The 25,349-nt window shown below is 53.0% G+C and carries 25 protein-coding genes; 16 read left to right on the top strand and 9 right to left on the bottom strand.

The window, feature by feature from the left end; genetic code table 11:
- Window positions 1–52 precede the first annotated feature (52 nt).
- Window positions 53–2,140, top strand: a complete 2,088-nt coding sequence (locus CLV80_RS08050; RefSeq protein ID WP_106356731.1) for a TRAP transporter permease — start codon at window positions 53–55, stop codon at window positions 2,138–2,140.
- Between the two features lie 3 nt (window positions 2,141–2,143).
- Complete coding sequence (locus CLV80_RS08045; RefSeq protein ID WP_106356729.1) at window positions 2,144–2,527, top strand: GFA family protein; 384 nt, start codon at window positions 2,144–2,146, stop codon at window positions 2,525–2,527.
- Between the two features lie 52 nt (window positions 2,528–2,579).
- On the opposite strand, the gene CLV80_RS08040 is transcribed toward CLV80_RS08045, so the two are convergent.
- From CLV80_RS08040 to rpiA, 5 genes are all read right to left on the bottom strand, one after another.
- The gene (locus CLV80_RS08040; protein ID WP_106356727.1) at window positions 2,580–4,073 is read right to left on the bottom strand and encodes a Do family serine endopeptidase; all 1,494 of its coding nucleotides are present in this window, start codon (window positions 4,071–4,073) and stop codon (window positions 2,580–2,582) included.
- A 178-nt stretch (window positions 4,074–4,251) separates the two neighbouring features.
- Complete coding sequence (hflC, locus tag CLV80_RS08035; protein ID WP_106356725.1) at window positions 4,252–5,133, bottom strand: protease modulator HflC; 882 nt, start codon at window positions 5,131–5,133, stop codon at window positions 4,252–4,254.
- The gene (gene hflK / locus CLV80_RS08030) at window positions 5,133–6,314 is read right to left on the bottom strand and encodes an FtsH protease activity modulator HflK (protein ID WP_106356722.1); all 1,182 of its coding nucleotides are present in this window, start codon (window positions 6,312–6,314) and stop codon (window positions 5,133–5,135) included. Before hflK ends, hflC begins: the two co-directional genes overlap by 1 nt.
- Window positions 6,315–6,392: 78 nt before the next feature.
- On the bottom strand, window positions 6,393–7,829 hold the full coding sequence (locus CLV80_RS08025; protein ID WP_106356720.1) for an FAD-dependent oxidoreductase: 1,437 nt from the start codon (window positions 7,827–7,829) through the stop codon (window positions 6,393–6,395).
- 35 nt (window positions 7,830–7,864) lie between these two features.
- Complete coding sequence (gene rpiA / locus CLV80_RS08020) at window positions 7,865–8,653, bottom strand: ribose-5-phosphate isomerase RpiA (RefSeq protein WP_106356717.1); 789 nt, start codon at window positions 8,651–8,653, stop codon at window positions 7,865–7,867.
- Between the two features lie 157 nt (window positions 8,654–8,810).
- Here rpiA and CLV80_RS08015 point away from each other — a divergent pair, with 157 nt between their 5' ends.
- Genes CLV80_RS08015 through CLV80_RS08005 form a run of 3 tightly spaced genes read left to right on the top strand, consistent with a single transcriptional unit; the run spans window position 8,811 to window position 11,759 of the window.
- Window positions 8,811–9,497: a glutathione S-transferase family protein gene (locus CLV80_RS08015; RefSeq protein WP_106356715.1), complete on the top strand. Its 687-nt coding sequence runs from the start codon at window positions 8,811–8,813 to the stop codon at window positions 9,495–9,497.
- Window positions 9,497–10,870, top strand: coding sequence for an L-serine ammonia-lyase (locus CLV80_RS08010; RefSeq protein ID WP_106356713.1), 1,374 nt, complete (start codon window positions 9,497–9,499; stop codon window positions 10,868–10,870). Before CLV80_RS08015 ends, CLV80_RS08010 begins: the two co-directional genes overlap by 1 nt.
- Entirely contained in the window at window positions 10,854–11,759 is a 906-nt protein-coding gene (locus CLV80_RS08005) for a DMT family transporter (protein ID WP_106356711.1), read from the top strand. Before CLV80_RS08010 ends, CLV80_RS08005 begins: the two co-directional genes overlap by 17 nt.
- On the opposite strand, the gene CLV80_RS08000 is transcribed toward CLV80_RS08005, so the two are convergent.
- Complete coding sequence (locus CLV80_RS08000) at window positions 11,704–12,381, bottom strand: thiamine diphosphokinase (protein ID WP_106356709.1); 678 nt, start codon at window positions 12,379–12,381, stop codon at window positions 11,704–11,706. The two genes, CLV80_RS08005 and CLV80_RS08000, sit on opposite strands and share 56 nt — an antisense overlap.
- A gap of 205 nt (window positions 12,382–12,586) precedes the next feature.
- Here CLV80_RS08000 and CLV80_RS07995 point away from each other — a divergent pair, with 205 nt between their 5' ends.
- Entirely contained in the window at window positions 12,587–14,134 is a 1,548-nt protein-coding gene (locus tag CLV80_RS07995; RefSeq protein WP_243394469.1) for a hypothetical protein, read from the top strand.
- 127 nt (window positions 14,135–14,261) lie between these two features.
- Here CLV80_RS07995 and CLV80_RS07990 read toward each other — a convergent pair whose 3' ends face one another.
- The 3 genes from CLV80_RS07990 to CLV80_RS07980 all read right to left on the bottom strand — a co-directional run bounded on the left by CLV80_RS07990 (window position 14,262) and on the right by CLV80_RS07980 (window position 16,427).
- On the bottom strand, window positions 14,262–14,843 hold the full coding sequence (locus CLV80_RS07990) for a LysE family translocator (RefSeq protein ID WP_311135523.1): 582 nt from the start codon (window positions 14,841–14,843) through the stop codon (window positions 14,262–14,264).
- A 61-nt stretch (window positions 14,844–14,904) separates the two neighbouring features.
- Complete coding sequence (locus CLV80_RS07985; RefSeq protein ID WP_106356952.1) at window positions 14,905–15,129, bottom strand: DUF2842 domain-containing protein; 225 nt, start codon at window positions 15,127–15,129, stop codon at window positions 14,905–14,907.
- A 5-nt stretch (window positions 15,130–15,134) separates the two neighbouring features.
- Window positions 15,135–16,427 (bottom strand): adenylosuccinate synthase, encoded by a 1,293-nt coding sequence (locus CLV80_RS07980; protein ID WP_106356705.1) that lies wholly within the window; start codon window positions 16,425–16,427, stop codon window positions 15,135–15,137.
- 139 nt (window positions 16,428–16,566) lie between these two features.
- On the opposite strand from CLV80_RS07980, the gene CLV80_RS07975 reads away from it, so the two are divergent.
- The 10 genes from CLV80_RS07975 to CLV80_RS07930 all read left to right on the top strand — a co-directional run bounded on the left by CLV80_RS07975 (window position 16,567) and on the right by CLV80_RS07930 (window position 25,310).
- Complete coding sequence (locus CLV80_RS07975; RefSeq protein WP_106356950.1) at window positions 16,567–16,962, top strand: DUF6524 family protein; 396 nt, start codon at window positions 16,567–16,569, stop codon at window positions 16,960–16,962.
- A 78-nt stretch (window positions 16,963–17,040) separates the two neighbouring features.
- On the top strand, window positions 17,041–17,397 hold the full coding sequence (secG, locus tag CLV80_RS07970) for a preprotein translocase subunit SecG (protein WP_106356703.1): 357 nt from the start codon (window positions 17,041–17,043) through the stop codon (window positions 17,395–17,397).
- A gap of 159 nt (window positions 17,398–17,556) precedes the next feature.
- A complete protein-coding gene (pyrG, locus tag CLV80_RS07965) occupies window positions 17,557–19,200 on the top strand; it encodes a CTP synthase (protein WP_106356701.1) in 1,644 nt (547 codons plus the stop codon).
- 51 nt (window positions 19,201–19,251) lie between these two features.
- A complete protein-coding gene (locus CLV80_RS07960; RefSeq protein WP_106356699.1) occupies window positions 19,252–20,040 on the top strand; it encodes a 23S rRNA (adenine(2030)-N(6))-methyltransferase RlmJ in 789 nt (262 codons plus the stop codon).
- A 36-nt stretch (window positions 20,041–20,076) separates the two neighbouring features.
- On the top strand, window positions 20,077–20,514 hold the full coding sequence (locus CLV80_RS07955) for a tellurite resistance TerB family protein (RefSeq protein WP_106356696.1): 438 nt from the start codon (window positions 20,077–20,079) through the stop codon (window positions 20,512–20,514).
- Between the two features lie 208 nt (window positions 20,515–20,722).
- Window positions 20,723–21,496 (top strand): ABC transporter ATP-binding protein, encoded by a 774-nt coding sequence (locus CLV80_RS07950; RefSeq protein WP_106356694.1) that lies wholly within the window; start codon window positions 20,723–20,725, stop codon window positions 21,494–21,496.
- Between the two features lie 21 nt (window positions 21,497–21,517).
- Complete coding sequence (locus CLV80_RS07945) at window positions 21,518–22,243, top strand: transporter substrate-binding domain-containing protein (RefSeq protein WP_106356692.1); 726 nt, start codon at window positions 21,518–21,520, stop codon at window positions 22,241–22,243.
- Window positions 22,244–22,294: 51 nt separating this feature from the next.
- The gene (locus CLV80_RS07940) at window positions 22,295–23,179 is read left to right on the top strand and encodes an ABC transporter permease (RefSeq protein WP_106356948.1); all 885 of its coding nucleotides are present in this window, start codon (window positions 22,295–22,297) and stop codon (window positions 23,177–23,179) included.
- The gene (locus tag CLV80_RS07935) at window positions 23,176–23,982 is read left to right on the top strand and encodes an ABC transporter permease (RefSeq protein WP_106356690.1); all 807 of its coding nucleotides are present in this window, start codon (window positions 23,176–23,178) and stop codon (window positions 23,980–23,982) included. Before CLV80_RS07940 ends, CLV80_RS07935 begins: the two co-directional genes overlap by 4 nt.
- Window positions 23,979–25,310 carry a glutamine synthetase family protein gene (locus CLV80_RS07930; RefSeq protein WP_106356688.1) on the top strand — a complete coding sequence of 444 codons (1,332 nt, stop codon included), beginning with the start codon at window positions 23,979–23,981 and terminating at the stop codon, window positions 25,308–25,310. The genes CLV80_RS07935 and CLV80_RS07930 overlap by 4 nt, the downstream gene beginning before the upstream one ends.
- The last annotated feature ends 39 nt before the right edge of the window (window positions 25,311–25,349 follow it).

Here is a 25,349-nt window from a genome sequence, read left to right as displayed (position 1 = left end):
CCCATTTTGGCCCGCAGATTACTGCGGGCCTTTTTGCATCTAAGGAATTCTCATGTCCGATGAACGCCCCGCCGAAGGCTTGGCGCAGCGTGCCTTTGATGGCCTGCCCAACATTGCCCTATCTGTCTTATGTTTCTTGATCGCTGCCGGGCACATCTATGTCGCCTTCGATCCGATCATTTCCGAGACACAGCGCAATGCCTATCACTTTGCCGGCTTTGCCTTTTTGGCCGCAGTTTTGCATCCGGCGATATCTGGAGCAACGCGCAGTCGGGGCATGTTGGCGTTTGACCTGTGCTTTGGTGCTTTGATCGCGGCTTCAGCAATCTATCTGCCTTATGCAGAAGACGGCATCTACGACAGAGGCGTAAAGTTCATCGCACTTGATTGGGTCGCGGCTGGCCTATGTATTGTTGGCGCAATTGAACTGACCCGGCGGCTCACAGGTTGGGTCATCCCGATTTTGATCGTCCTTTCGCTCAGCTACATTGGTTTTTGGGGTAAATACATCGGCGGCGTCTTTTCATTCCCGGGCCTTTCATGGGAATCCATCGCGTTTCGGTCCATCTATGGCGATGATGCGATGTTCGGCACCATTGCCCGAATTTCCTCTACCTATGTATTTCTTTTCATCATCTTCGGCGCATTCTTACTGCGGTCTGGCGCTGGCGATTTCGTGATCAACCTCGCCCGTGCGGTCGCCGGTCGCATGGTCGGCGGTCCCGGCATTGTTGCGGTGATCGCGTCCGGATTGACCGGAACAATTTCTGGATCGGCGGTCGCTAACACCGCGTCCACCGGCGTGATCACGATCCCATTGATGAAGAAAGCAGGCTTTCCACCCAAATTCGCGGGTGGTGTAGAAGCAGCTGCATCCACCGGTGGCCAGCTTATGCCGCCGATCATGGGTGCTGGCGCATTTGTCATGGCGAGCTTCACCCAAATTCCATACGAAACAATCGTCGCAGTCGCTGCCCTGCCCGCCTTGCTCTACTTCCTGTCGGTCACCTTTTTTGTCCGGATCGAAGCGCGCCGTCTCGGCCTCAAGCCAATGGAAAGCGATGGAGAGACGCTTGGTTCTGCATTTGCCAAAGGTGGTGCGAGCTTCGTTATCCCCATCGGTGGATTGATCGGAATGCTGGTTGCCGGGTTTACCCCAGCCTATGCCGCGGTCTTTGGTATCCTTGCGGTGATCGGATCTAGCTGGCTGACCCAGAACCCAATGACCCCACGCGCTGTGATCGAGGCGATGATCATGGGCACCAAGGGCATGATCATGACGGCTGTACTGCTTTGTGCTGTGGGGCTTGTTGTGAACGTCATTGCTACAGCGGGCATCGGCAACACCTTTAGCTTGATGATCGCGAAATGGGCTGGCGGCAATCTATTGATCGCAATCGTCCTGATCGCAATCGCGAGTCTTGTTTTGGGCATGGGGCTGCCCGTGACAGCAGCCTACATCGTTCTCGCGACCCTATCGGCCCCTGCCCTAGCCGGCATGATTAGCGACCGCTTTGTGATCGAGGCTTTGGCCGCAGGTACCTTGGGCGACGCGGGCAACGCGATCTTGATGTTCGGCATCCCCGATCCGTCCGTTCTTGCCGGGCCGCTGACCAGCGCAGAGGCCGCAGAGATTATCAAATCCCTTCCACTTGAGGTGGCAGCCCCGTTGCGTGATCTCGTTGTGCCGCAAGAGGTCGCGATGGCGGCCCTGTTGTCCGCACATATGATCATCTTTTGGCTGTCACAAGACAGCAACGTGACACCGCCTGTTGCGCTTGCAGCGTTTACGGCTGCGGCTATCGCCAAGGCACCAGCCATGGCCACCGGATTCGCCAGCTGGAAGCTTGCCAAGGGGCTTTACATCGTACCACTGATGATCGCCTACACACCGTTCCTGTCTGGCGACTGGGCCGCGATGATCGTGATCTTTGCGTTTGGCGTTGTCGGCATCTATGCGATCGCTGCCGCGCTGCAAGGTTGCATGGAACAGCCCATTAACATGCCCCTTCGCGCAGTGCTGTTGATTGCTGGCGCGGCCTGCATTTGGCCTGCACCTGTCTGGGCCCACCTCATCGCTGCGGTGCTTGTCATTGGGATGCTCGTCTGGAACCGTCAGGGGATTACGCAAGAGGTCTAAGATATGGCACATCAAGGAAGCTGCATGTGCGGCGCGATTTCTTTCACGATCAACGCGGATGTATCAACGGGCAATGCCTGCCACTGCACAAGTTGTCGCAAACAATCTGGGCACTACTGGGCGTCTATCGACGTACCCCGCGATGCCCTGACCATTGAGGGCAATGACCACATCGTTTGGTACCAGTCATCTGAAAAAGTACGCCGCGGGTTTTGTGACACCTGCGGATCAACTCTTTTCTGGGACCCAGTGTTTCGCGATTGGACCTCAGTGGCGATGGGCGCCCTAGATCAGCCCACACAAATGAAGCTCTCGATGCATATCTATGTCAGCGAAAAAGGCGACTATTACGATATCGGTGATGGGTTGCCGCAGAACCAGACATAAATAAGGGCGGGCCGCACGAAGCAGCCCGCCCTTTTTGTAAGTATTGATCGAATTAGTCTTCGAGTGGAAGCGCCACAAAGCGTGGGTCACCGCCACGACGCACGAGCATCAATAGCGACTTGCGGCCACCATCTTTGGCTTCTTGGATACGACCTTCAAGGTCGGCAATTGTAGTCACCGCTTGCTGGCCTGCTTCGGTGATTACATCGCCTTCGATCAAACCCTTTGAGGCGGCTTCTGAGCTTGGGTTGATACCCGTAATCACAAGACCACTTTCAATATTCAAACCGTATTGTTCGACCAATTCTTCAGTGATTTCCGAAAGGGTCAGTCCCAAGATCTCAGCCGCTTCTGGTGCTTCTTCGACTTCTTCCGAGACAGGGAACGCGACAGCCTCTGACGTTTCACGACGGCCCAGAACGACTGTCAACTCTGCCATGTCGCCATTGCGAAGCACCTCGACGGGGACTTCTTTACCGACGGGCGAATTACCCACAATCCGAACAAGTTCGCGGGTGTCTTCGATTGCGATACCATCAAAGTTCACGATAACATCACCCGAAAGCATACCTGCATCTTCGGCCGGGCCCGCAGGAACATCAGTAACCAACGCACCACGCGCAAGATCAAGACCGTCAATCGCGTCGATCATATCAGGGGTCACGTCTTGGATGCGAACACCCAACCAACCACGGCGGGTTTCACCGAATTCTTTCAGTTGGTCCACAACGTTTTTCACAACAGCCGAAGACATCGCAAAACCGATCCCAATTGATCCACCATTCGGTGACAAGATCGCTGTGTTCACACCAACAACCTGACCGTCCATGTTAAACAATGGCCCACCAGAGTTACCACGGTTAATCGCAGCGTCTGTCTGAATGTAATCGTCATATGTTCCCTGAAGCGACCGGTTGCGCGCAGAAACAATACCAGCCGAGATCGAAAAACCTTGACCAAGAGGGTTACCCATGGCCAAGACCCAGTCGCCTACACGGGCACCAACATCGTTGCTATCGCCAAATTCTACATAGGGCAGGTTTTCAAGATCGACCTTCAATACTGCAATGTCAGTGTTCGGATCAGTACCGATCAATTCTGCTGGAACACCTGGTTCACCACCGGGGTAGAATTCGATTAGAATTTCATCCGCGCCTTCAATGACGTGGTTGTTGGTGACGATATAGCCATCTGCGGAAATGACAAAACCAGATCCCAATGCCGACGAGCGCTGTGCGCCTTGCCCTTGACCCGGGCCGCGTTCAAGGTCGTTGAAGAAATCCTCGAATGGTGATCCTTCGGGCAAAAGCCCTTGTGGACCAGTCCGCCCCGCGATCACCGTTGACGTCGTGATATTGACCACAGACGGGCTTACTTGATCGGCAAGGTCAGCAAAGGTCGCTGGACGCTCTTGCGCATACGCTATTGTAACCTGTGCAAAGACAAAGGCCACGGCCAGTGTCAGTGCCGCAAAACCCGCGATAAGCAAGCGGCGCGCCTGCCCCTGATCTTGCTGAATTGCGATTGCCTTAGATTCCACGGGCATTACTCCTTGTTTTGGTAAGTGGCGCTGAAATACCGCGCCCAGTGTTCGCATTGTTCTATGTAGGACAGGAAACATTCAACACAAACTATGTCACCAGCCTGTGATCTTTTAACATAAATCTGAAAGAAAAGGGCCAGCGTTTCCACCAGCCCTTTTGAATTTGATATATCCTACCACTTTACTCAGACGTGGCGTTGCCAGTATCCGACTTGAGATAGTTAAAGAACGCATTGTCTGGGGACAGGACCATTGTCGTATTCCCACCCTGCAATGCTGTTTGATACGCAGTCATTGACCGATAGAATTCAAAGAACTCTGGATCGGCACCAAATGCATCCGCAAAGATACGGTTGCGTTCAGCGTCAGCTTCACCGCGTGTAATCAGCGCTTCACGACGTGCATCAGAACGAAGCTCTACCGCAGTACGGTCTGCAGATGCTTGAATACGCTGCTGTGCTTCGCGGCCACGGGCACGCAAGTCAGCAGCTTCTTCGTCACGTTCTGCAATCATACGCGCAAACGTCGCTGTTTGGTTTTCCGCCGGCAAATCAGTCCGTTTCAGCCGCACATCAATGATCGTCAAACCAAGGTTATCCGCACGTGTGTTCGTCCGATCACGAATACGATTCATCAATGTGGCACGGTCAACGGATAGGATGTCATTCGATGTCACAGAACCCAGCACTTCGCGGATACTGTCATCAAGAATTTTATCAAGCGAGCTAGCCGCGCTTACCTGACCACCTGAACCAACCGCTTGACGGAATTTAGTCACATCTTCGATCCGGTAACGCGCAAATGCATCAACGATTAAGATACGTTGGTCTTGTGGTGTGACCCGGATCGGGTCTGGATCCCGTGACAAGATCAAATCGCTGTAAGGGACGACTTCATCAATCAGCGGCACCTTAAACGCCAAACCCGGATCTTCGTGGACAGCAACAACACGTCCGAACCGAAGCACTAGCTTCTTTTCACGCTCATCAACAATAAACATTGAAGACAACGCAACCAGTAGAATTACGACAAGTACCGGCAGAATAAATACGGAACGTTTCATTAGTTTGATCCTCCGGAGCGACGTAGCTCATTCAGCGGAAGATAAGGGACAACGCCCTGCCCGCCTTCGCTATTGTCATCAAGCAAGATCACATCGACGCCGCCGATGACTTGCTCCATGGTTTCCAGATAAATCCGCTTGCGGGTCACCTCGGGGGCAAGTTCGTACTGCGCAAGAACAGCGCTAAACCGTGAAGCCTCACCCAAGGCGTTGTTCACCACTTCGGCACGGTAACCTTCGGCTTGCTCAAGGATTTGTGCAGCTTCACCGCGTGCTTCCGCAACAACACGGTTTGCATAAGCATCCGCAACATTTTGCAAACGAGAACCTTCTTGTTCTGCATTTTGAACTTCGCGGAAGGCATCGAATGGCGAGGTTAGTGAAATTGTGCCTTCGGCATCGGTTACTTCGACACGAATATCGGGGGCTTCTGCTTTGTTCAAGTTAACCCGGACAATGTTCACGCCACTTTGGTATTCATCAAGCGTTTGCTGGATCAAAACCTCAAGCTGTTCACCAATTTGACCACGGTTCGTGTTCAAAATCGGCGTCAATTCAGACTGTGCAATAATCTCGCGCATAGCAGATTCAGCAACAGCACGAATAGTTGCCTCAGGATCTTCGAGCGTAAACTTATACTCAGCAGGGTTATCGATATTCCAAACAACTTGGAAATCAACATCAACAATGTTTTCATCACCCGTCAACATGAGACCGGCTTCTTGGCCGCTGGTAGATGTGCCAATTGCGATACGTTGTTCTTGAGTCACTTGGACCTTTTCATATTTCACCAATGGCCAAGGCGCAAAGTTCAATCCTGGCTCGCCAATTTGGGTGAATTTACCAAGGAACAGTTCGATCGAACGTTCTTCTGGCTTGACGGTATAGGTCGACGCCAGAAGCCAAAGCGCAACCGCCGCAAACGCACCAAGTCCTACCATGCCGCGTGTGATCTCGGGGCCCTCGCCACCGCCTTGCGTTGGTCGGTTGCCGCCATTGTCCGTGCGGCCGCCCATCAGAACGCGCAGTTGTTCGCGGCCTTTGTTCACCAGCTCGTCAATTTCGGGGATACCAGCACTGTCGTTACTTGGCTTGCGTCCGCCACCACGGTTGCGATCATCGTCTCCGCCCCCGCCATTGTTACCGCCGCCGCCCCAAGGGCCACCTGAATTTCCTGCCATGTTCTGTCTCAGCTTCCTTTATTCGTCACCCATCGCGTTGGGCTTTCATAATGCCATGTGTGCCCAAAGCCCGCAAAATCAAGCGGCCCGGACGGGTTCTTTCATCGTAACAAGCTCTTCTGCCATCGTTGGATGGACCGCTACTGTACGATCAAAATCTTCTTTCGTCGCCCCCATCTTTACGGCGATACCCGCAAGCTGGATCAATTCGCCTGCGTGATCTGACACAATGTGACAGCCAAGCACCTTACGGGTGTCCGCACAGACAATCAATTTCATCAACACGCGATCATCGCGACCAGCAAAGGAATGGTTCATCGGCTTGAATGATGAACAATATACCTCGATCGGGCCATTTTCGGCGGCCAGTTCTTCGGTCAATCCGATTGTGCCAAGTTCCGGCTGCGTAAACACCGCTGATGGAATCAACTCGTGATCAACTGCTGTCGGGTTGCCTTTAAACACAGTCTCAACAAACGCCATGCCTTCGCGGATTGCGACAGGCGTCAGTTGAATACGATCAGTGACATCGCCAATTGCGTAAATCGACGGCACTTTAGTCTGACTGTATTCATCGACGATAATTTCACCTTTACGGCCAAGCGTTACACCAACGTTTTCCAGCCCCATACCATCGGTATTTGGCGCACGCCCCGTAGCAAACATCACCTGATCATAGACCTGTTCATTGCCATTGGTGGCTTTCACCCAAATTCCATGACCAGCGGCCTTGCCCGGCATAGGCGCAGGTTTACCCCCATCCATGAGAGTACCACCGTCGATACCTTTCAGATCGTCTTCGGTCGCCGCGCGCATTTCGACAACATTTGTGCCCAGATGCAAGTCAACGCCTTTGGCGCGCATACCTTCCGCGACAAGCCCGCGCGCCTCGTCATCGAAACCACGCAGGATTTGTGCACCGCGGTAGAATTGGGTGACCTGAACGCCCAAGCCGTTCAAAATGCCTGCAAATTCAGAAGCGATATAACCGCCGCCAACGATTAAGATCGATTTGGGCATCGTTTCGAGATTAAAAATCTCGTTTGAGGTGATACCAAGCTCGGCGCCCGGCATGTCCGGCACGACAGGGCGACCACCTGTTGCAACCAAGATGTGCTTGGCGGTGATGTCCTGCCCCGTCGATAACGTCACGGTATGCGCGTCTTTGATCGTGGCACGGGCATCAAAGATTTCGACATCCGATCCGTTCAGCAACTTGCGATAAATACCTTCAAGACGCTCAAGTTCTGCGTCAAGCTTGCCGCGAAAGCGCGGCCAATTGAATGCACCGCTTTCGACATCCCAACCATAAGCCCGCGCATCGTCAAACATTTCAGAATAACCTGACGCAAAAACCATCAGTTTTTTAGGCACACAGCCGCGAATGACACAGGTTCCGCCCATGCGAAATTCTTCGGCCAATGCAACCTTGGCACCGTTCGCTGCGGCAACGCGACCAGCACGCACCCCACCAGAGCCACCACCAATGACAAAAAGGTCATAGTCAAACGTCATCTGTACGCTCCATCCATGTTAAGCAAATCAAAGACTTAATCGTCCAGATCCGCAAAAATATTGTCATCATCGCGCAGATCGAAACGCACGACTTCCTCTGTGTCATTGTCGACATCACGTACGTCAACACGCCCGTCACCATGGCCGACGATCACCACATCACAGATATCTATGAACAGTCCATTTTCAACCAAGCCCGGAATTTGATTGAGCGCGAGGCTAAGTTGATGTGGGTTTCCGATCCGCTTGAGATGCAAGTCAAAGATAAAGTTGCCCTCATCTGAGATGAACGGCTTATCCCCATTCATACGTTGCGTGACTTCACGCCCAAGCACATCCATCCCGATCAACATTTCTTCAATCAGTCGTTTTGTGATCTTCGCGCCAAAAGGGATAACTTCGACAGGCAACGGAAACGCCCCGAGCGTATCAACCTTTTTACTGGCGTCTGCGATCACAATCATGCGGTCGCTTGCTGTTGCAACAACCTTTTCTTGAAGATGTGCGCCACCGCCACCTTTGATCAGGGTCAATTTCGCGTCGTATTCGTCAGTGCCGTCGATCGTCACGTCAAGCCATTTGGCCTCATCTAACGTGATCACTTCGATACCAACTTTGCGGGCTAAGTTCGCAGTACGCGTCGATGTTGGCACGCCTTTGATTTTCAAACCGTCTTCACGGACCATTTCACCCAAACACTGTACCAACCAGGCAGCGGTCGAACCAGTCCCAAGGCCCACCTTCATTCCGGTTTCGACATATTCCGTTGCTTGTTTCGCAGCGAGAAACTTCGCCTTATCGATCGGTGACAATTCACTAGCCATGCACTTAATCCCCCAAAAGTCCTGTGAACTTATAGGCAAGATTTAAACAGGGCGCGAGACCCCAATTGCTGTTAATATTCTTGGACTTGCTACGTTTTTCGAAAGAAGGCGTCGTATTTGGGCAGCCCTCGACCGAAGCATCGGCTAAGCTTTGGACATGGAACAGATTTTACGCCTTCACTACGCACCAGATAATGCGTCACTTTGTATCCGCATCGCCCTTGAGGAATTCGGACTGCCCTTCGAACCCGTCCTCGTGGATCGAAGCACGTCAGCACAAAAGTCGAAACAGTATTTATCCATGAATCCCAATGGCTTAATTCCGGTTCTTGAAACGCCTCATGGACCGATGTTCGAAACCGCCGCAATTTTGCTTTGGCTCGCTGATAAAGAGCAAAAACTGATACCTACAACCGACAGCCCTGAGCGCGCGCATGCTATGCAGTGGTTATTCTGGCTATCAAACACCTTTCATGCGTCTTTACGTATGTTGTTTTACCCCAACCAATATTCCCCAAATGATGCAGAACCCCTGCGTACAGCGACCCGTGCCCGGCTGATTAAACAGCTTGATCTTCTCGAAGCGGCGCAAACCGCTGGTTGGCGCGATCAGGATGGACCAACGATTCACGCGTGCTATCTTGCGCCGATGCTGCGTTGGAGCGGTCTTTATGGCGGATCAACCGATTGGTTCGAACTGTCCCGATGGCCAAAGTTGCATGCATTTGCACAACGCGTTGAAAGTAGACCTGCCGTCATGCGCGCTGCCTTAGCCGAGGGGCTAGGATCAACACCTATCTCTTCTCCGTCGCCTTGCAATCCACCAGAAGGAACCGCGCTTTAATGTTTCTATCCGTGTTTGATATGTTCAAGGTCGGCGTTGGCCCGTCTTCTTCGCACACCATAGGACCGATGGTTGCGGCGGCACGGTTTCTAGACCATCTGCGTGCGCAGCCCTTTAAAGTGGTTGGTGTACGGGCTTCACTACACGGCAGTTTGGCATTTACCGGCATTGGCCACGCAACTGATAGGGCCGTGATCCTTGGGCTCGCCGGGTTTCGTTCTGATGACTATGACGCGGACAAAGCAGAGGCAGAACTGCTACGGATAAAAGCAGAAAAAAACGTGCAGCCAGAAGCGCTTGGCACACTGCGCTTCACTCCAAATGAAGACCTAATTTTCGACTACGGCCCAGCACTTCCCGGACACGCGAATGGGATGATTTTAGCCGGCACCGACGCTCAGGGCGATATACTTACCCAAGTGACTTACTATTCAATTGGCGGTGGTTTCGTGTTGACCGATGCGGAACTAAGCGCAGGCAAAGATACCGACAGTGGCCCGCCTGTCCCCTACCCATTTCATAGCGCTGACGAAATGATGCGTATGGCATCCACGTCGGGTAAATCCATTGCAGCGATGAAACGCGCGAACGAACAATCTCGGATGCAAAATGGAGATCTTGATCGTGGTCTTGCGCGCATTTGGGAGGTCATGAACAGCTGCATCGATCGCGGCCTGCAGACAGACGGCATATTGCCGGGAGGCCTAAACGTGCGCAGACGCGCCAAAGGTATTTATGACGCGCTGACGGCGGAACGCGGGATGAACCTGACCGCGCCGCACACGATCAATGACTATATGTCGACCTATGCAATGGCGGTAAACGAAGAAAACGCCGCTGGTGGTCAGGTTGTCACGGCGCCCACAAATGGTGCAGCCGGTGTTGTGCCCGCAACGATCCGTTATTGGTTAGATCACGTGCCCGGTGCGACCAGCAGCCGCGTTCCCGAATTCCTACTGACCGCCGCGGCGATTGGCGGGTTGATCAAATTCAACGCCTCCATTTCTGGTGCTGAATGTGGGTGTCAGGCCGAGGTCGGCAGCGCCGCTGCGATGGCAGCCGCAGGATTGGCCGCAGTGATGGGCGGGACCCCCGAACAGGTTGAAAACGCAGCCGAGATCGCGTTGGAACATCACCTTGGTATGACCTGTGATCCGGTCAAAGGTCTGGTGCAAGTCCCGTGTATTGAACGTAACGGATTAGGCGCGATAAAAGCAGTGTCCGCCGCGTCACTTGCTTTGCGTGGCGACGGTCAGCACCTTGTATCTCTTGATGTCGCGGTGGAAACCATGCGCCAAACTGGCGTTGATATGTCTGAAAAATACAAGGAAACCGCGCTTGGCGGTTTAGCGGTGAATGTCCCAAACTGCTGACCGCCCCGTACTTGGCATTATGCTGATGCTTGCATTTTGTGTGTTGGCCCCTTTGGGGGACAGCATCGGTAAACTACTGGGCGGTACGGTCTATTTGGGCACGTTGGTTTTCGTCCGTTTTGCGGTACAGGCCGCGATTTTGCTGCCACTGGCCTGGTATAGCGGTGAAGGGCTAAGATTGCCCAAGGGTGCGTTTGGCATCACCCTATTGCGCACAGTATTGCACATCACCGGGATCGGCCTGATGTTTACGGCCTTGCGTTACCTGCCCCTTGCCGACGCGATTGCGATTGCGTTTGTGATGCCTTTCATCATGTTGCTGCTTGGGTATTTCGTAATGGGCGAAGAGGTTGGCATCCATCGTTTAGCCGCTTGTGCGGTCGGGCTTGCAGGCACCTTGCTGGTTATTCAACCCAACTTTATCGCGGTCGGCCTACCTGCATTATTCCCGCTAGGAGTCGCAGTCATATTTGCGTTGTTCATGATGGTGACACGGCGGCTCGCAAAGGGGATCGACCCGATTAAGCTTCAGGCGGTTAGCGGACTGCAGGCCTGTGTTATGATTGTGCCGCTATTGGCGCTTTCATCGCAAGACACCACCGCGCTGACTGCGACCACCTGGGGCATGCTATTCTTTTTGGGCGTACTCGGAACGCTTGCACATTTATTCATGACGTGGAGCCTGCGGTTTGCTCCGGCATCAACACTCGCCCCTATGCAATATCTGGAAATTCCATTTGGAACTCTTATCGGCTGGATGATTTTTGCGGATTTACCTAACGGATTGGCAGCGTTGGGGATTTGCATCACTGTGGCGGCGGGGCTTTACATTATTATGCGCGAACGACGGCTTGCAAGGCTGACGACAAATGCGCCACCGGCAGTGTGACCAAAAGCGGACCCTCTGCCTGAACAACGACCTCACCTACAACTTCGTTTGATGAACTAATAAAACCAATCGGGTGCATATCTTGGTCCTCAAACGACCAGCGCAATCCTTTAACAGAAACCCGACAATCAGCAAGCGGCATCAATGACATACGCGTACCGACAGGCGCATCCACACGCGTTTCACCTTGGGGTATCACGAAACACAGATCTGTCTCATCGAGTAAAATAACTGCCCTGTCACGATAACGCGCAAGCACATTTAAAACAGCAAGCGTATGGTCCATACGCCCCCCCGTAAAACCCAATGCCAAAACCACTGGCGCATCGACACGGCTCAGCGTTTTTTCAAAGTCCGTCGTATCCTGTTCAGGAATGTGATGAACAAGATCACTAAATGTGGCACGGGCGGACTTGGAAATACTGTCCATGTCACCGACCACTGCAGCCGGAGTAATACCCGATGCAAGCAAATGATCGGCACCGCTGTCGGCGGCAATAAATCGCTCAACTAGCGGTAAAACATACGAAATTGTGTCAGCATGCACCCTTGCACCACCAACAATGCAGACCGTATGATTACTCGAAACAATCGCGTCATTAAGCAACACTTCAATTCCCATTCACAAACATTCCCCAAAACGGTCACAAAATGATCCCGAATGTAATCTCATCCTGTACGCGATTAAGAGCAATCGCCAATTCGAGCGGACTGCCACGAAAACCGAAGAAAGCGCATCATCTATGACCAAAAGCAACCAGATTTTAGATGTCTCCTATGGAACCTTCTCTTGCCGACTAGAAGGGTTCGAGGATTCGGTTGAAACGATGAAAACTGTCGTCTCTTATTTTCACGATCTCGCGGGCCACGATCGTTTTATGGATGTCGAACCCCAAGCGCCTGATATGGAAACTCTTGCCCTGCTCACAGCCGAACAAGCAGATACAGATGTTGAAATCGCAGGGGAAGGTCAAAACGTCAGCTTGCGTGTCGCATCTGACGACGAAGACGCGTTTGACGATGAAGACGAAGTCGTTGCTGAAAACATCGCGACTGAGGACGAAGACACAATAGATGACTTCGAAGACAATATTGAAGACGAAGAACCTATTCGGCTTACCGATGAAGATGACGCCAAAGACGCGTTTGATGATGAAGACTTCACCAATATAACCTACGAAGAAGACGAATTTGTAGAGGACTTGGAAGAAGAAACAGCGCAGCTTCAGTCCCGAGACGAAGACGTTACTGCTGATGAAGACGACGCCGAGGAAGAAGAGAGCATCGCAGCCAAGCTACAACGCATTCGTGCGGTCGTCGGACGCGGCCATGTTCAAGCACCGGTTGCCGAGACACCCGAGGATACCTCTGAGCTTGATGAAGAAGATGAAGACGAGGAGGAGGCTCCAGTAAACCCACTCGCACAGCGTCTTGCTGATCTTGCCAAACGCAATGCAGATCTTGCTGCCGCAGACGCCGCCGAGGAAGAAGCGCAAGCAGACGAAGTTGAAGATGATTTTGAGACCGCTGAATTCGAAGACGACGAAGAGGCATTTGAAGATGCTATCGATGAAGAAGATAGCACAGGACCATTGGTCCTGACAGCCGCGACAGATGATGAAGATGAGGCAGAAGACGAATTCGCTGACGAAGATCATTTCGACCTAAAGGCAGAAGTCGAAGACGTCGCCCGTGAAATCGAAGAACGTGACGCCCAGACGACCAAGCGAGAAGAACTTCCTGAGCCGCCAGAATCGTCAATGAGCCGGATCCTGTCACAAACTGACGAACGCCTAAACGAGCCGGAAGGCCGCCGGCATCGTGACGCTTTTGCGCAGCTTAAAGCAGCCGTAGCTGCGACCGAAGCCGCCCGCCAGCTGGGCGACGCTGGCCCGGCTGATGAAAAAAGTGACGCGTTTCGCGAAGACCTTGGTGCGCATGAAGCGGAAATAAAAAGCGAGGCGCGCGAACCTGCCCCGCTGCGACTGGTGCCATCCCAGCGTTCGACAGATGCGGATAAACCCGTGGATGCCGCGGCAGAGCGGTTGCGTAAAATCGCATCGAAGAAAGAAACATCCACCGCGACCAACTCAGGCGGTTTCGCAGCATTTGCTAAGAAACAAGGCGTTACAGAGCTGGGCGATCTTCTTGAGGCAGCGGCAGCGTATATCGCATTCGTGGAAGGCGATGATGATTTCTCACGCCCTCAGGTCATGAAAAAAGTCCAAAGCGCCACATCACAGGAAATCAGCCGCGAGGATGGGCTGCGTTCATTTGGCCGCCTACTGCGCCAAAGTAAAATCCACAAGCTGAACAATGGACGCTTCCAAGTATCTGAAAACACACGTTTTCGCCCTGATGGCACATCAGCATAAAACAAAAACATACTGATCGAAAGGCGAGGAGCAATCTTCGCCTTTTTTCGTTTCATACCTGCATTAATGCAAGCGCGCCGTCAGTATTTTGAAGCTGGCGGCACCAAAGCCAATCGCAAATATCACCTCAAACCATCTTCTTAGGCGAATATAGTAACGCACCGCGGTTTGTGAGGAAAATAAAAACGCATAACCGTGAAAGACGACAAAACTCTGCAGGCCAACAGCTATAATTCTGCAGGCCAACAGCTATAATCACGACCCCAAGGTCCGTCACAGATGCGTTCACAGGAATGCCCAGCGAATACAAAGAGCCGAAAAATAAAATTGCTTTGGGATTTGTCAGGTGAAGCAGTAGCCCCTTACGAAATAGCTTCAATGATGCGCCGCCAACGAGTTTTAGCTTTATGTCACTTTTTGAAAGCGCTGACCTTGCGGATTTATATGCGAGGAACAAGAGATAGGCTGCGCCAAAATATCGAACGATTTCGAACAGCCAAACATGTGCCGACATGATGGCACCCAGCCCCAACGCTGCCGATACTGACCACACCAACGACCCTGTCATAATCCCGGATGCGATCGACAAACCCGACTTTCGCCCGCCAGACATAGATGTACCCGCAATCGCTAAAGTCGCGGGGCCGGGGCTCGCGCTTGCGACCAGCGCCGCAATCAATATCAAAGTAAGGTTGATTTCGTTGACCATCGGAGTTCCCCTCAAACAAGGCTGCCTTCACAGCCTTGTTTGATCATCGCATGCGGTCAACTTAATTGTGTTCGTCTTCTTGATCCGGGTTGGCTTGGCCAATTCCCATGAACACCCATTTCAGCGGGAAAATCCAACCAACACCAAGCAAGACGTAGATCAGCAGTTCAATAGGCTTTGCAAAACCCGGCGCGATATTCATCATGGTGACGGCCAGCACGATATAGGCGGGCAGGCCGATCACCAGAATAAAGATCGCAAGGCGTTTACGGCCTTTGTACCCCATTGCCATCAGTCCGAGAATGGATCGGTGACAAGGATCGTATCTTCACGCTCGGGCGAGGTTGATACCAGTGCCACTGGGCATTCGATCAGCTCTTCGATGCGCCGAACATATTTGATCGCCTGCGCTGGCAGATCAGCCCAAGACCGTGCGCCTTCGGTAGATTCGGACCAGCCTTCGATTTCTTCATAGACCGGTGTGCAACGCGCCTGTTCGTCAGCTGCTGTCGGAAGGTAATCAAGCGATTTGCCGTCCAATTCATAGCCTACGCAGATTTTCAGCGTCTCAAAACCGTCCAAAACGTCCAGCTTTGTCAATGAAATGCCTGATACGCCAGAGGTCGCACAGGTTTGACGTACGAGACAAGCATCAAACCAACCACAACGGCGCTTCCGGCCTGTTGTCGTGCCAAATTCATGGCCACGTTCGCCAAGGCGCTGACCATCAGCGTCGTCTAGTTCTGTTGGGAACGGGCCTTCGCCAACGCGAGTTGTATATGCCTTTACGATGCCCAGTACGAAATCAATCGCACCCGGTCCAACACCGACACCTGTCGCAGCTTGGCCCGCAATGACGTTAGAAGACGTCACAAACGGGTATGTGCCAAAATCGATATCTAGCAGCGCGCCCTGCGCACCTTCAAACAAAATCCGCTTACCTGCTTTGCGCTTTTCGTTCAGGACTTTCCAAACGGGGGCAGCGTATTGCAGAATTTCAGCAGAAATTTCACGCAGTTGCGCAAGAACTTCATCACGCTTAATCGGCTCTAGACCCAATCCACGACGCAGCGCGTCATGGTGTACCAGCGCACGATCAAGCCGCAGTTCAAGCGTCGCGGCATCCGCCAGATCAGCAACGCGGATCACGCGGCGACCAACCTTATCTTCATAGCATGGGCCAATGCCACGGCCAGTTGTACCGATCTTAGCGACCGAGTTTTGGCTTTCGCGTGCGCGATCCAATTCACCGTGGAACGGCAGGATCAGCGGCGTGTTTTCCGCAATCATCAGTGTCTCAGGTGTGATCGACACACCCTGCGCACGGATGGTTTCGATTTCTTTGATCAGGTGCCATGGGTCTAAAACGACACCATTACCGATAACCGACAGTTTGCCACCACGGACAACACCTGATGGCAGCGCGTGTAGTTTATAAACTTCGCCATCGACAACCAGTGTATGGCCCGCATTATGCCCACCTTGGAACCGTGCAATAACGTCTGCACGTTCTGAAAGCCAATCAACGATTTTGCCTTTGCCTTCGTCGCCCCACTGAGCACCAACGACCACCACATTTGCCATAAGAGTATTGTCCTTTTTGAACTTCGTGCCTCCTATATCGTTGCATGACTGCTTGGGGAACCGCAAATTTACGCCCATTGGCTGGACAGGCACCGATCCGGACTGCATTGTCAGCCTCGAAATACAAAAAGAGGCACCTATGGGTTTCATAATACGCTGGATATTCGCATTCGGGCTACTTGCAGGCACCTATAATCCCACGCAGTGGAACTTTGTGCGTTGGAGCATGGCAAACTATGAAACCAGCCTATCCGTGACCGTTTTGTTCGGACTGATCCTATTTGTCGGCTATATTATATATCTGCGCGCAACACTGCGATCCATTGGCATATTTGGCATGATTCTTATCCTTGCCGTTGTCGCCACGCTGTTATGGGTCATGTACGATCAGGGGCTGATCAGTCTGGACAACCCAACCATCAATACGTGGATCGCAATTGTCGCACTTTCGATTGTTTTGGCCATCGGACTTAGTTGGTCAATTGTCCGCAGACGCCTTACTGGGCAGACAGATGTCGACGATCTAGACGAATAACTCGATTTTCAGGGGTTGCGGCATTGGCCCGCAGCTTTTAGATACCGCGTGTTCACGCACGCCCCGAAAGGCACCTCGATGGAAAATGTTGTCCTTGTCATCCACCTGATCCTGGCCCTAAGCCTGATTGGTTCCGTTCTTTTGCAACGGTCTGAGGGTGGCGGTCTTGGCATGGGCGGCGGCGGCGGCGGTGCAACTGGCGGGCGTCCAGCCCCCACAGCAATGAGCAAGTTTACTTGGATTCTTGCCGTTGCGTTCATTTGCACCTCGATCGCGCTGACATTGATTGCGGCAAGCAACTCTTCGAACTCTTCTGTTGTTGATCGTATCGTCATCCCAACCGAATCCTCTGACGGTGCTCCGCTTCCTGACCTTGGCGAAAGCTTGCTTCCGCCGTCTAGCGATGATGCACCTTTGGTGCCATCTGCCGACTAACCACTACTGATTGCCGAACGGTAACGTTCGGCAACACCATATTGCGTCAGCGGTTGCGCAACTCATCCGAATCCGGTATGAGTTAAATCCCGTGATGGTGCGAATTTCGGCGTTCGTTTTCCAACAATATCTGTAAGTTTTCACGGGGGATCCCTGCTCATGGCGCGTTTCATTTTCATTACAGGTGGCGTGGTTTCGTCACTTGGCAAGGGGCTCGCATCGGCAGCGCTGGGATCGCTGCTGCAGGCACGCGGATTTTCCGTGCGTTTGCGCAAACTTGACCCCTATCTCAACGTTGATCCGGGCACGATGTCCCCGTTTGAACACGGTGAGGTATTTGTCACCGACGACGGTGCCGAAACCGATCTGGACCTTGGCCACTACGAACGTTTCACGGGTGTCCCCGCCCGCAAAACAGATTCGGTTAGCTCTGGGCGCATCTATTCCAACGTTCTCGAAAAAGAACGTCGTGGCGATTACCTAGGCAAAACCATTCAGGTGGTCCCTCACGTCACCAACGAGATCAAAGATTTCATCAGCATTGGCGAAGACGAAGTCGACTTTATGCTTTGCGAAATCGGCGGCACAGTCGGTGACATCGAAGGACTACCCTTCTTTGAAGCGATCCGTCAGTTCAGCCACGACAAACCGCGCGGCCAGTGCATCTTTATGCACCTGACCCTTCTGCCCTACTTAGCGGCAAGTGGTGAGCTGAAAACAAAGCCGACACAGCACAGTGTAAAAGAACTTCAGTCCATCGGTATCGCGCCTGATGTTCTGGTTTGCCGTTCTGAACAGCCAATCCCAGAAAAAGAGCGCGAAAAGATCGCCCTTTTCTGTAACGTCCGCAAAGAATGCGTAGTTGCGGCGTATGACCTGAAATCGATCTATGAGGCACCGCTTGCCTATCATAAGCAGGGTCTTGATCAGGCTGTATTGGATGCGTTCGACATTTCACCGGCTCCATCTCCGAAACTGGACGTATGGCATGATGTGTATGACCGCATTCACAACCCCGAGGGCGAAGTCAAAGTTGCCATCGTTGGTAAGTACACCCAGCTAGAAGACGCGTATAAATCCATCGCCGAGGCCCTGACCCACGGTGGTATGGCGAACCGCGTGAAGGTCAAAATCGAATGGGTCGACGCAGAACTGTTCGACGACAAAGATGCGACCCCATATCTGGAAGGTTTCCACGCGATCCTTGTTCCTGGTGGATTTGGCGAACGCGGTACCGAAGGCAAAATCAAAGCGGCCCAATTCGCTCGTGAAAAGAAAATTCCATACCTCGGGATTTGCCTAGGCATGCAGATGGCCGTCATCGAGGCCGCGCGCAATGTCGCAGGCATGGAAAAAGCTGGTTCCGAAGAATTCGACCACGAAGCAGGCAAGAAACGTTTCGAACCTGTTGTCTATCACCTGAAAGAATGGGTCCAAGGCAACCATAAGGTCGCCCGCAAGGCCGATGACGACAAAGGCGGCACGATGCGTCTGGGTGCCTACAGCGCGACATTGACTGAAGGGTCTAAAGTTGCGGAAATCTACGGTAGTACCTCTATCGAAGAACGCCACCGCCACCGTTACGAAGTCGACACGAAATACCGTGACGCGTTGGAAAAAGTCGGTCTGAATTTCTCGGGCATGTCACCAGATGGCAAACTGCCTGAAATCGTCGAATGGAAGGACCACCCTTGGTTCATCGGCGTGCAGTTCCACCCAGAACTGAAATCCAAGCCATTTGCGCCGCATCCGCTGTTCGCTGACTTTGTCCGCGCCGCAGTCGAAACATCGCGTCTTGTTTGACCCCAATGAGCGGGCATTGCCCGCACATTATTCTGATCGAAAGAGCGCCTGATGCTATCGTATCAACATGGTTACCACGCCGGAAACATGGCAGACGTGCACAAGCACGCGCTGCTGGCGTGGTCGCTGGCGTATATGACCCGCAAAGATAAACCGCTTAGTTATCTGGAAACCCATGCCGGTCGCGGTCTGTATGACATGACGGACGAAGCAGCGGTCAAGACGGGCGAAGCTGCCAAAGGCATCGCAATTGCTGCAGACTGGTTCGCCTCTGATCACCCTTATGCGCAGGTCTTGGATCGCATTCGTGCAAAACACGGGGCTACCGCTTATCCCGGTTCGCCACTTGTTGCTGCGGAAAGCCTGCGCCCGATGGACAACATCCACCTATCCGAGCTTCACCCACAAGAATTTGCCGCACTTCAGGGCAATATGGCCCCATATGGCGGCATCTATCGTCAACGTGACGGTTGGGAAATGGCGATGTCGCTGTGCCCGCCAGAGCCGCGCCGCGGGCTGTTGCTGATTGACCCTTCGTTTGAAGTCAAATCAGATTACGACACTATCCCCGACACGATAGCCAAGCTTCACCGCAAATGGGGCGTTGGCGTTATCATGCTGTGGTATCCGATCCTAACCGATGCACCGCACAAGCCAATGATTGACGCTCTGCGCACAGCCATTCCTGATGGCGTTGTGTCAGAGGTATCATTCCCGCCCGCCCGTCCGGGCCACCGGATGGTGGGATCTGGGCTTTTCGTCGTGAACGCACCCTACGGTTTTGAACAAGAGTCCGCGCGCCTTGCAAAGCTGTTTCACAATAACCTGAAGCCTGTTTGACTTTGCAGGCCCCATTCACGGAACTATGTAACCAATATGTTTAGTGATTTCCTTCGGCGTTTGATCGCCCCCGCTCCTACTCCTCTTTCTGATCCTGATGCCCGTCTCGCGCTTGGTGCGTTGCTCGTGCGTCTTGCGCGCGCTGATGGTGATTATGCCGCAGAGGAGATCGCGCACATCGACCAAGCGCTTGTCGCGCGTTATGGGCTGTCAGATGAGGACGCGGTCGCGTTGCGCAAAGACTGCGAGGCACTTGAGGCCGAAGCCCCAGATACAGTGCGCTTTACGCGCGCTATCAAAGACGCTGTTGCGCATGATCACCGTATCGCGGTTGTCGAAGCAATGTGGTCCGTGGTCATGGCAGACGGGGTACGTGATGAAGAAGAAGACAGCAACATGCGCATGATATCATCCTTGTTGGGCGTTTCAGACCAAGACAGTAACGCCGCCCGTCTTCGGGTTACGCGGCGTTAAATGATCCCAAACCAGACAATGCATGCCCGCTCCCGGTTTCGTCGCATTCTCAACTTGCGAGGCATTGCCGCAAAGCGCCTATGATTTGCCGCTTCCGCCCAAGCCTTAGGCCTTTGCACCTGTAATCAGCGATTGACGCGATGCTCTCGTTGCAAAAGCTAAAAAAATAGGCCCTAATTACCAGCACAATCAATAAAAGCGATCAAACGTGTCAGACCAAGCCCCTGTAATCGAAATCCGAAATCTTCACAAAGCCTATGGTGATTTGGAGGTTCTGAAAGGCGTCGATATCACCGCACCCGCCGGACATGTTGTATCTTTGATCGGGTCGTCAGGCTCTGGAAAATCCACGCTTTTACGCTGTGCGAACCTATTAGAAGACAGCCAGCAAGGCGAAGTTTTGTTTTGTGGCGAACCTGTCGTTTGGAAAGGTGCGGGCGCAGGCCGTCGCCCCGGCGACCACGATCAACTGATCCGCATTCGGACGAATCTGTCGATGGTGTTTCAGCAGTTTAACCTGTGGGCCCATATGACGATTCTACAAAATGTCATGGAGGCACCGGTAACCGTGCTTAAACGTGACAAGGTCGAGGTCGAGGAAGCCGCACGCAAGTATCTTGCTAAGGTCGGCATCGGCGATAAATGTGACGCTTATCCTGCCCAACTGTCTGGCGGACAACAACAGCGTGCTGCAATCGCGCGTGCCCTATGCATGGAGCCAAAGGCCCTGTTGTTTGACGAACCGACAAGTGCGCTTGATCCTGAACTGGAACAAGAAGTGGTCAAAGTGATCAAAGATCTGGCAAACGAAGGCCGGACAATGCTGATTGTGACGCACGACATGCGGATGGCCGCTGACGTCAGCGACCATGTGGTGTTCTTGCACCAAGGTAAGATCGAAGAAGAGGGCGCACCAGACGTTCTATTCGGGCAACCAAAAACCGACCGACTTCGCGGGTTTCTATCCGCGACGGTTTCATAATCATCAATTGGGAGAAAACTGATGAAAAACCTGATCCTAAGCACTGCAGTGCTAGCCCTTACCGGCAGCATGGCGATGGCCGAAAGCCACTCTGTTGTCCGTCTGGGCACCGAGGGCGCCTACCCTCCATACAACTTCATCAACGACGCTGGCGAAGTTGACGGTTTTGAGCGTGAACTGGGCGACGAACTGTGCGCACGTGCCGAGCTGACTTGTGAGTGGGTCACCAACGAATGGGACAGCATCATTCCGAACCTCGTGTCCGGCAACTACGATGCGATCATCGCTGGCATGTCCATCACGGACGAGCGTAAAGAAGTCATCGACTTCTCAGAAAACTACACACAGCCTGATCCATCTGCATTCCTTGCAATGGGCGACGTTGACGTGACGACTGCCGTTGTTGCTGCACAAGCAAGCACAATTCAGGCTGCATATGTTGCTGGCATGGAAGGCGCGACCCTTCTTGAGTTCGCGACACCTGACGAAACTGTTGCTGCTGTCAAAAACGGCGAAGCAGACGCGGTTCTTGCTGACAAAGCATTCTTGCTGCCAATCGCAGAATCCGACGCTGAAGTGTCTATCATCGGTGAAGACGTTCTGATCGGTGGCGGTATCGGCCTTGGCGTGCGCCAAAGCGACACCGAACTGCGTGACAAATTCACTGCTGCTATTCAGTCTATGAAAGCTGACGGCACATTGAACGAACTGATCGTTAAGTGGCTGCCAGACTCCGCTACTTTCTAAGACACTTGAGGGGGCGTTATGCCCCCTCATCCCACCCGACTGGTGAACTTCATTTTTAGTTACTGTACAGACCCCGCCAGCCTTGAAGGTCTTCAATGGCTTAGCTGCTACCTGACCACAGGCAAGCACATGTCGATGTATTATGCATTCGGCACTGTCCTGCTTTTGTTGGCGATCACCGCGCCTGTTGCCTTGGCCTTTGGCTTTGGTGGCGCTTCTGCCGCCCGTAGCCACTTTGCCCCGCTTCGCTGGTTCGGCAAAGCCTATATCGCAATCGTCCGCGGCATCCCCGACATCGCGTTCTTCTTGTTCTTTGTGATTGCACTGGATCAAGGTTTCGAATTCATCCGACACAAAATCAAATGCCCCGATTGGCAAGAACCAGTCCGGCAAGGCAATGATTTTGTTATCTGTACCGCTGCCAAACTGCCTTTGGGCAACGCCCCGCAATGGGTGCATGAAAGCTATGGATTTGCTTTGGCTGTTCTAACATTTGCAATCGTCTTTGGTGCATTCGCTGCCAACGTTCTGTTTGGTGCGATGCGTGCAGTGCCCCATGGCCAGCTTGAAACAGCCGAAGCCTACGGCATGTCGCGCCGCCAGACGTTCTGGCGTATCCTTGTTCCGCAAATGTGGGTCTATGCCCTGCCCGGCCTGTCCAACCTGTGGATGGTCCTTATCAAAGCAACGCCACTACTGTTCCTGCTGGGTGTCGAAGACATCGTCTATTGGGCGCGTGAACTTGGTGGTTCAAAGCAACCCCAGTTCACGGACTACCCGCACCCCGACTGGCGGATGTGGTATTTCCTTGCGCTGTTGGTGTTCTACCTCGCGTTCACTAAAGTATCTGAAGTCGTTCTTGACCGCATCATGGCGCGTCTCACGCACGGCCAAGCGACCGCCGCAGGCGAAGCACAGCGAAAGGCGGCGGCATGAGCTGTTGGGAAACGATTATTGATTACGGTCTGCGCAGCCAAGGTATTGGCGAACGGCTATTGCCGCGCAACGATTTCACGCTGTGCCAGCAGTTCACGCTGATCGGCTCAGGGATGATCTGGAATGTGTATTTCGGGCTGATCGCACTCTGCACGGGATTCTTTATGGCGACGGCTGTCGCATTGGGAAAAGCCGCGCAATCAGCTTGGATACGTAAACCAGCCGAATGGTTCATCTTTGTCTTCCGTGGGTCACCGCTGTTCATTCAGTTCTTCTTTGCCTACTTCCTGTTCCTTAGCCTCAAGGCTCAGTATCCGGTGTTCAGCCCGCTGACCTCTGCATGGGCCGGGGCGTTGGTTGTATTGTTCTTGAACACTGCTGCCTATTCCGCAGAAATCTTTTACGGGGCGCTTCAATCCATCCCGAAGGGAGAGATCGAAGCCGCAGACGCATATGGCCTTTCAGGTTGGTCGCGTTTTCGTCGTGTTATCTGGCCAACAATGCTGCGTCTTGCATGGCCAGCATATACGAACGAAGCTATCTTTCTGTTCCATGCAACAACGCTTGTGTTCTTCTCTGGATTTCCAGCGCTTCAGCAACGCGGTGACGCGCTTTATTACGCAAACTACTTTGCCGATAAGACGTTCAACCCATTCATTCCCTACCCAATACTCGCTGGGTATTTTATTCTGCTGACTTTGGTTGTGATTGGTGTTTTTGGGCTGGTGAATACCCGACTTAATCGCCATCTTCCCCAAGAGCGGCGCAAGCGGCTGAAAATCAAACCGCAGGTCATTAGATGAGTTGGTTGGACGACAACCCCGACGTAAAAAACGTAAGATGTGGTGCGGCCGACCTAAACGGTCAGGCGCGTGGTAAACGCGTCCCGCGCCGTTTCGCGGCAAAGTTAGAACAAGAAGGCACGCGATTTCCGCTCTCAGTGCTGAACCTCGATATCTGGGGCGAAGACATTGACGACAGCCCACTGGTGTTCGAAAGTGGCGACGCAGACGGTGTTTTATTACCAACCGAGCGCGGCTATGTACCGATGCCTTGGCTCTCTTCGCCTTCCGCGATCCTACCACTTTGGGCGTTTCACGAAGACGGCACGGCATTTGCTGGCGACCCCCGTCATGCACTGGCACAGGTTGTTGCACGCTATAAGGCACTTGGCTTAACCCCCGTTGCCGCCACTGAAATGGAATTTTATCTGGTTGATGATTCTGGGCGTGGCATCCGCCAACCCAAATCGCCAAAATCAGGCAAACGTCGCGCTGGTGCTGAGGTTCTATCGCTTCGCGCGCTGGATGCTTTTGACCAGTTTTTCAACGACCTTTACGACGCTTGCGATGCAATGAATATCCCGGCCGAAGCTGCTATTTCAGAAGGTGGGCTTGGCCAGTTTGAAGTGAATCTTGAACACGTGCCTGACGCGCTAAAGGCAGCGGATGACGCATGGCTATTTAAGATGCTCGTACGCGGCTTAGCGCGCAATCATGGAATGGCCGCCAGTTTTATGGCCAAGCCCTATGAAGACTACGCAGGCAACGGATTGCACACCCATTTTTCGGTAATCAATGCTGACGGCAATAATGTGTTTGCCAATGACACACATGAAGGCACGCCCCTTTTACAACACGCCATTGCGGGCTGTCTAAAAGGCATCCCTGATCTAGCTCTTATCTTTGCGCCACATGGCAACAGCTATGAAAGACTGGTCCCCGGCAACCATGCGCCCACCGGAATATGTTGGGCATATGACAACCGCACTGCTTCGGTTCGTGTTCCCGGCGGTAGCTATAAGGCGCGTCGGATTGAACACCGCCTCGCAGGCGGTGATGTGAACCCATATCTGTTCTTAGCTGCAGTTCTTGGGTCCGCGCTTGTCGGGATAGAAGACAAACTGACGCCGCCGGCCCCAATCACGGGCAACGCATATGATCAAAAACTGCCCCAAGTTCCCGGAAGTTGGAGCGAAGCAATTGACTCGTTCGAACAAAGCACACTTGCTAGACGTATCTTCAATGGGCAGTTGGTCGACAACCTGATCCGCACGAAGCGCCAAGAAATGTACCACTTCAAAGAACTCAGCGCCGAAGAACAACTGGACCTTTATCTTGATACCGTTTGACCAAGATAAATTTCGCGAAATTTATCAACTAGAAGGATT

The organism is Yoonia maritima (assembly GCF_003003285.1).
Taxonomy (GTDB): domain Bacteria; phylum Pseudomonadota; class Alphaproteobacteria; order Rhodobacterales; family Rhodobacteraceae; genus Yoonia; species Yoonia maritima.
This window is presented reverse-complemented; position numbering and strand designations above follow the sequence as displayed.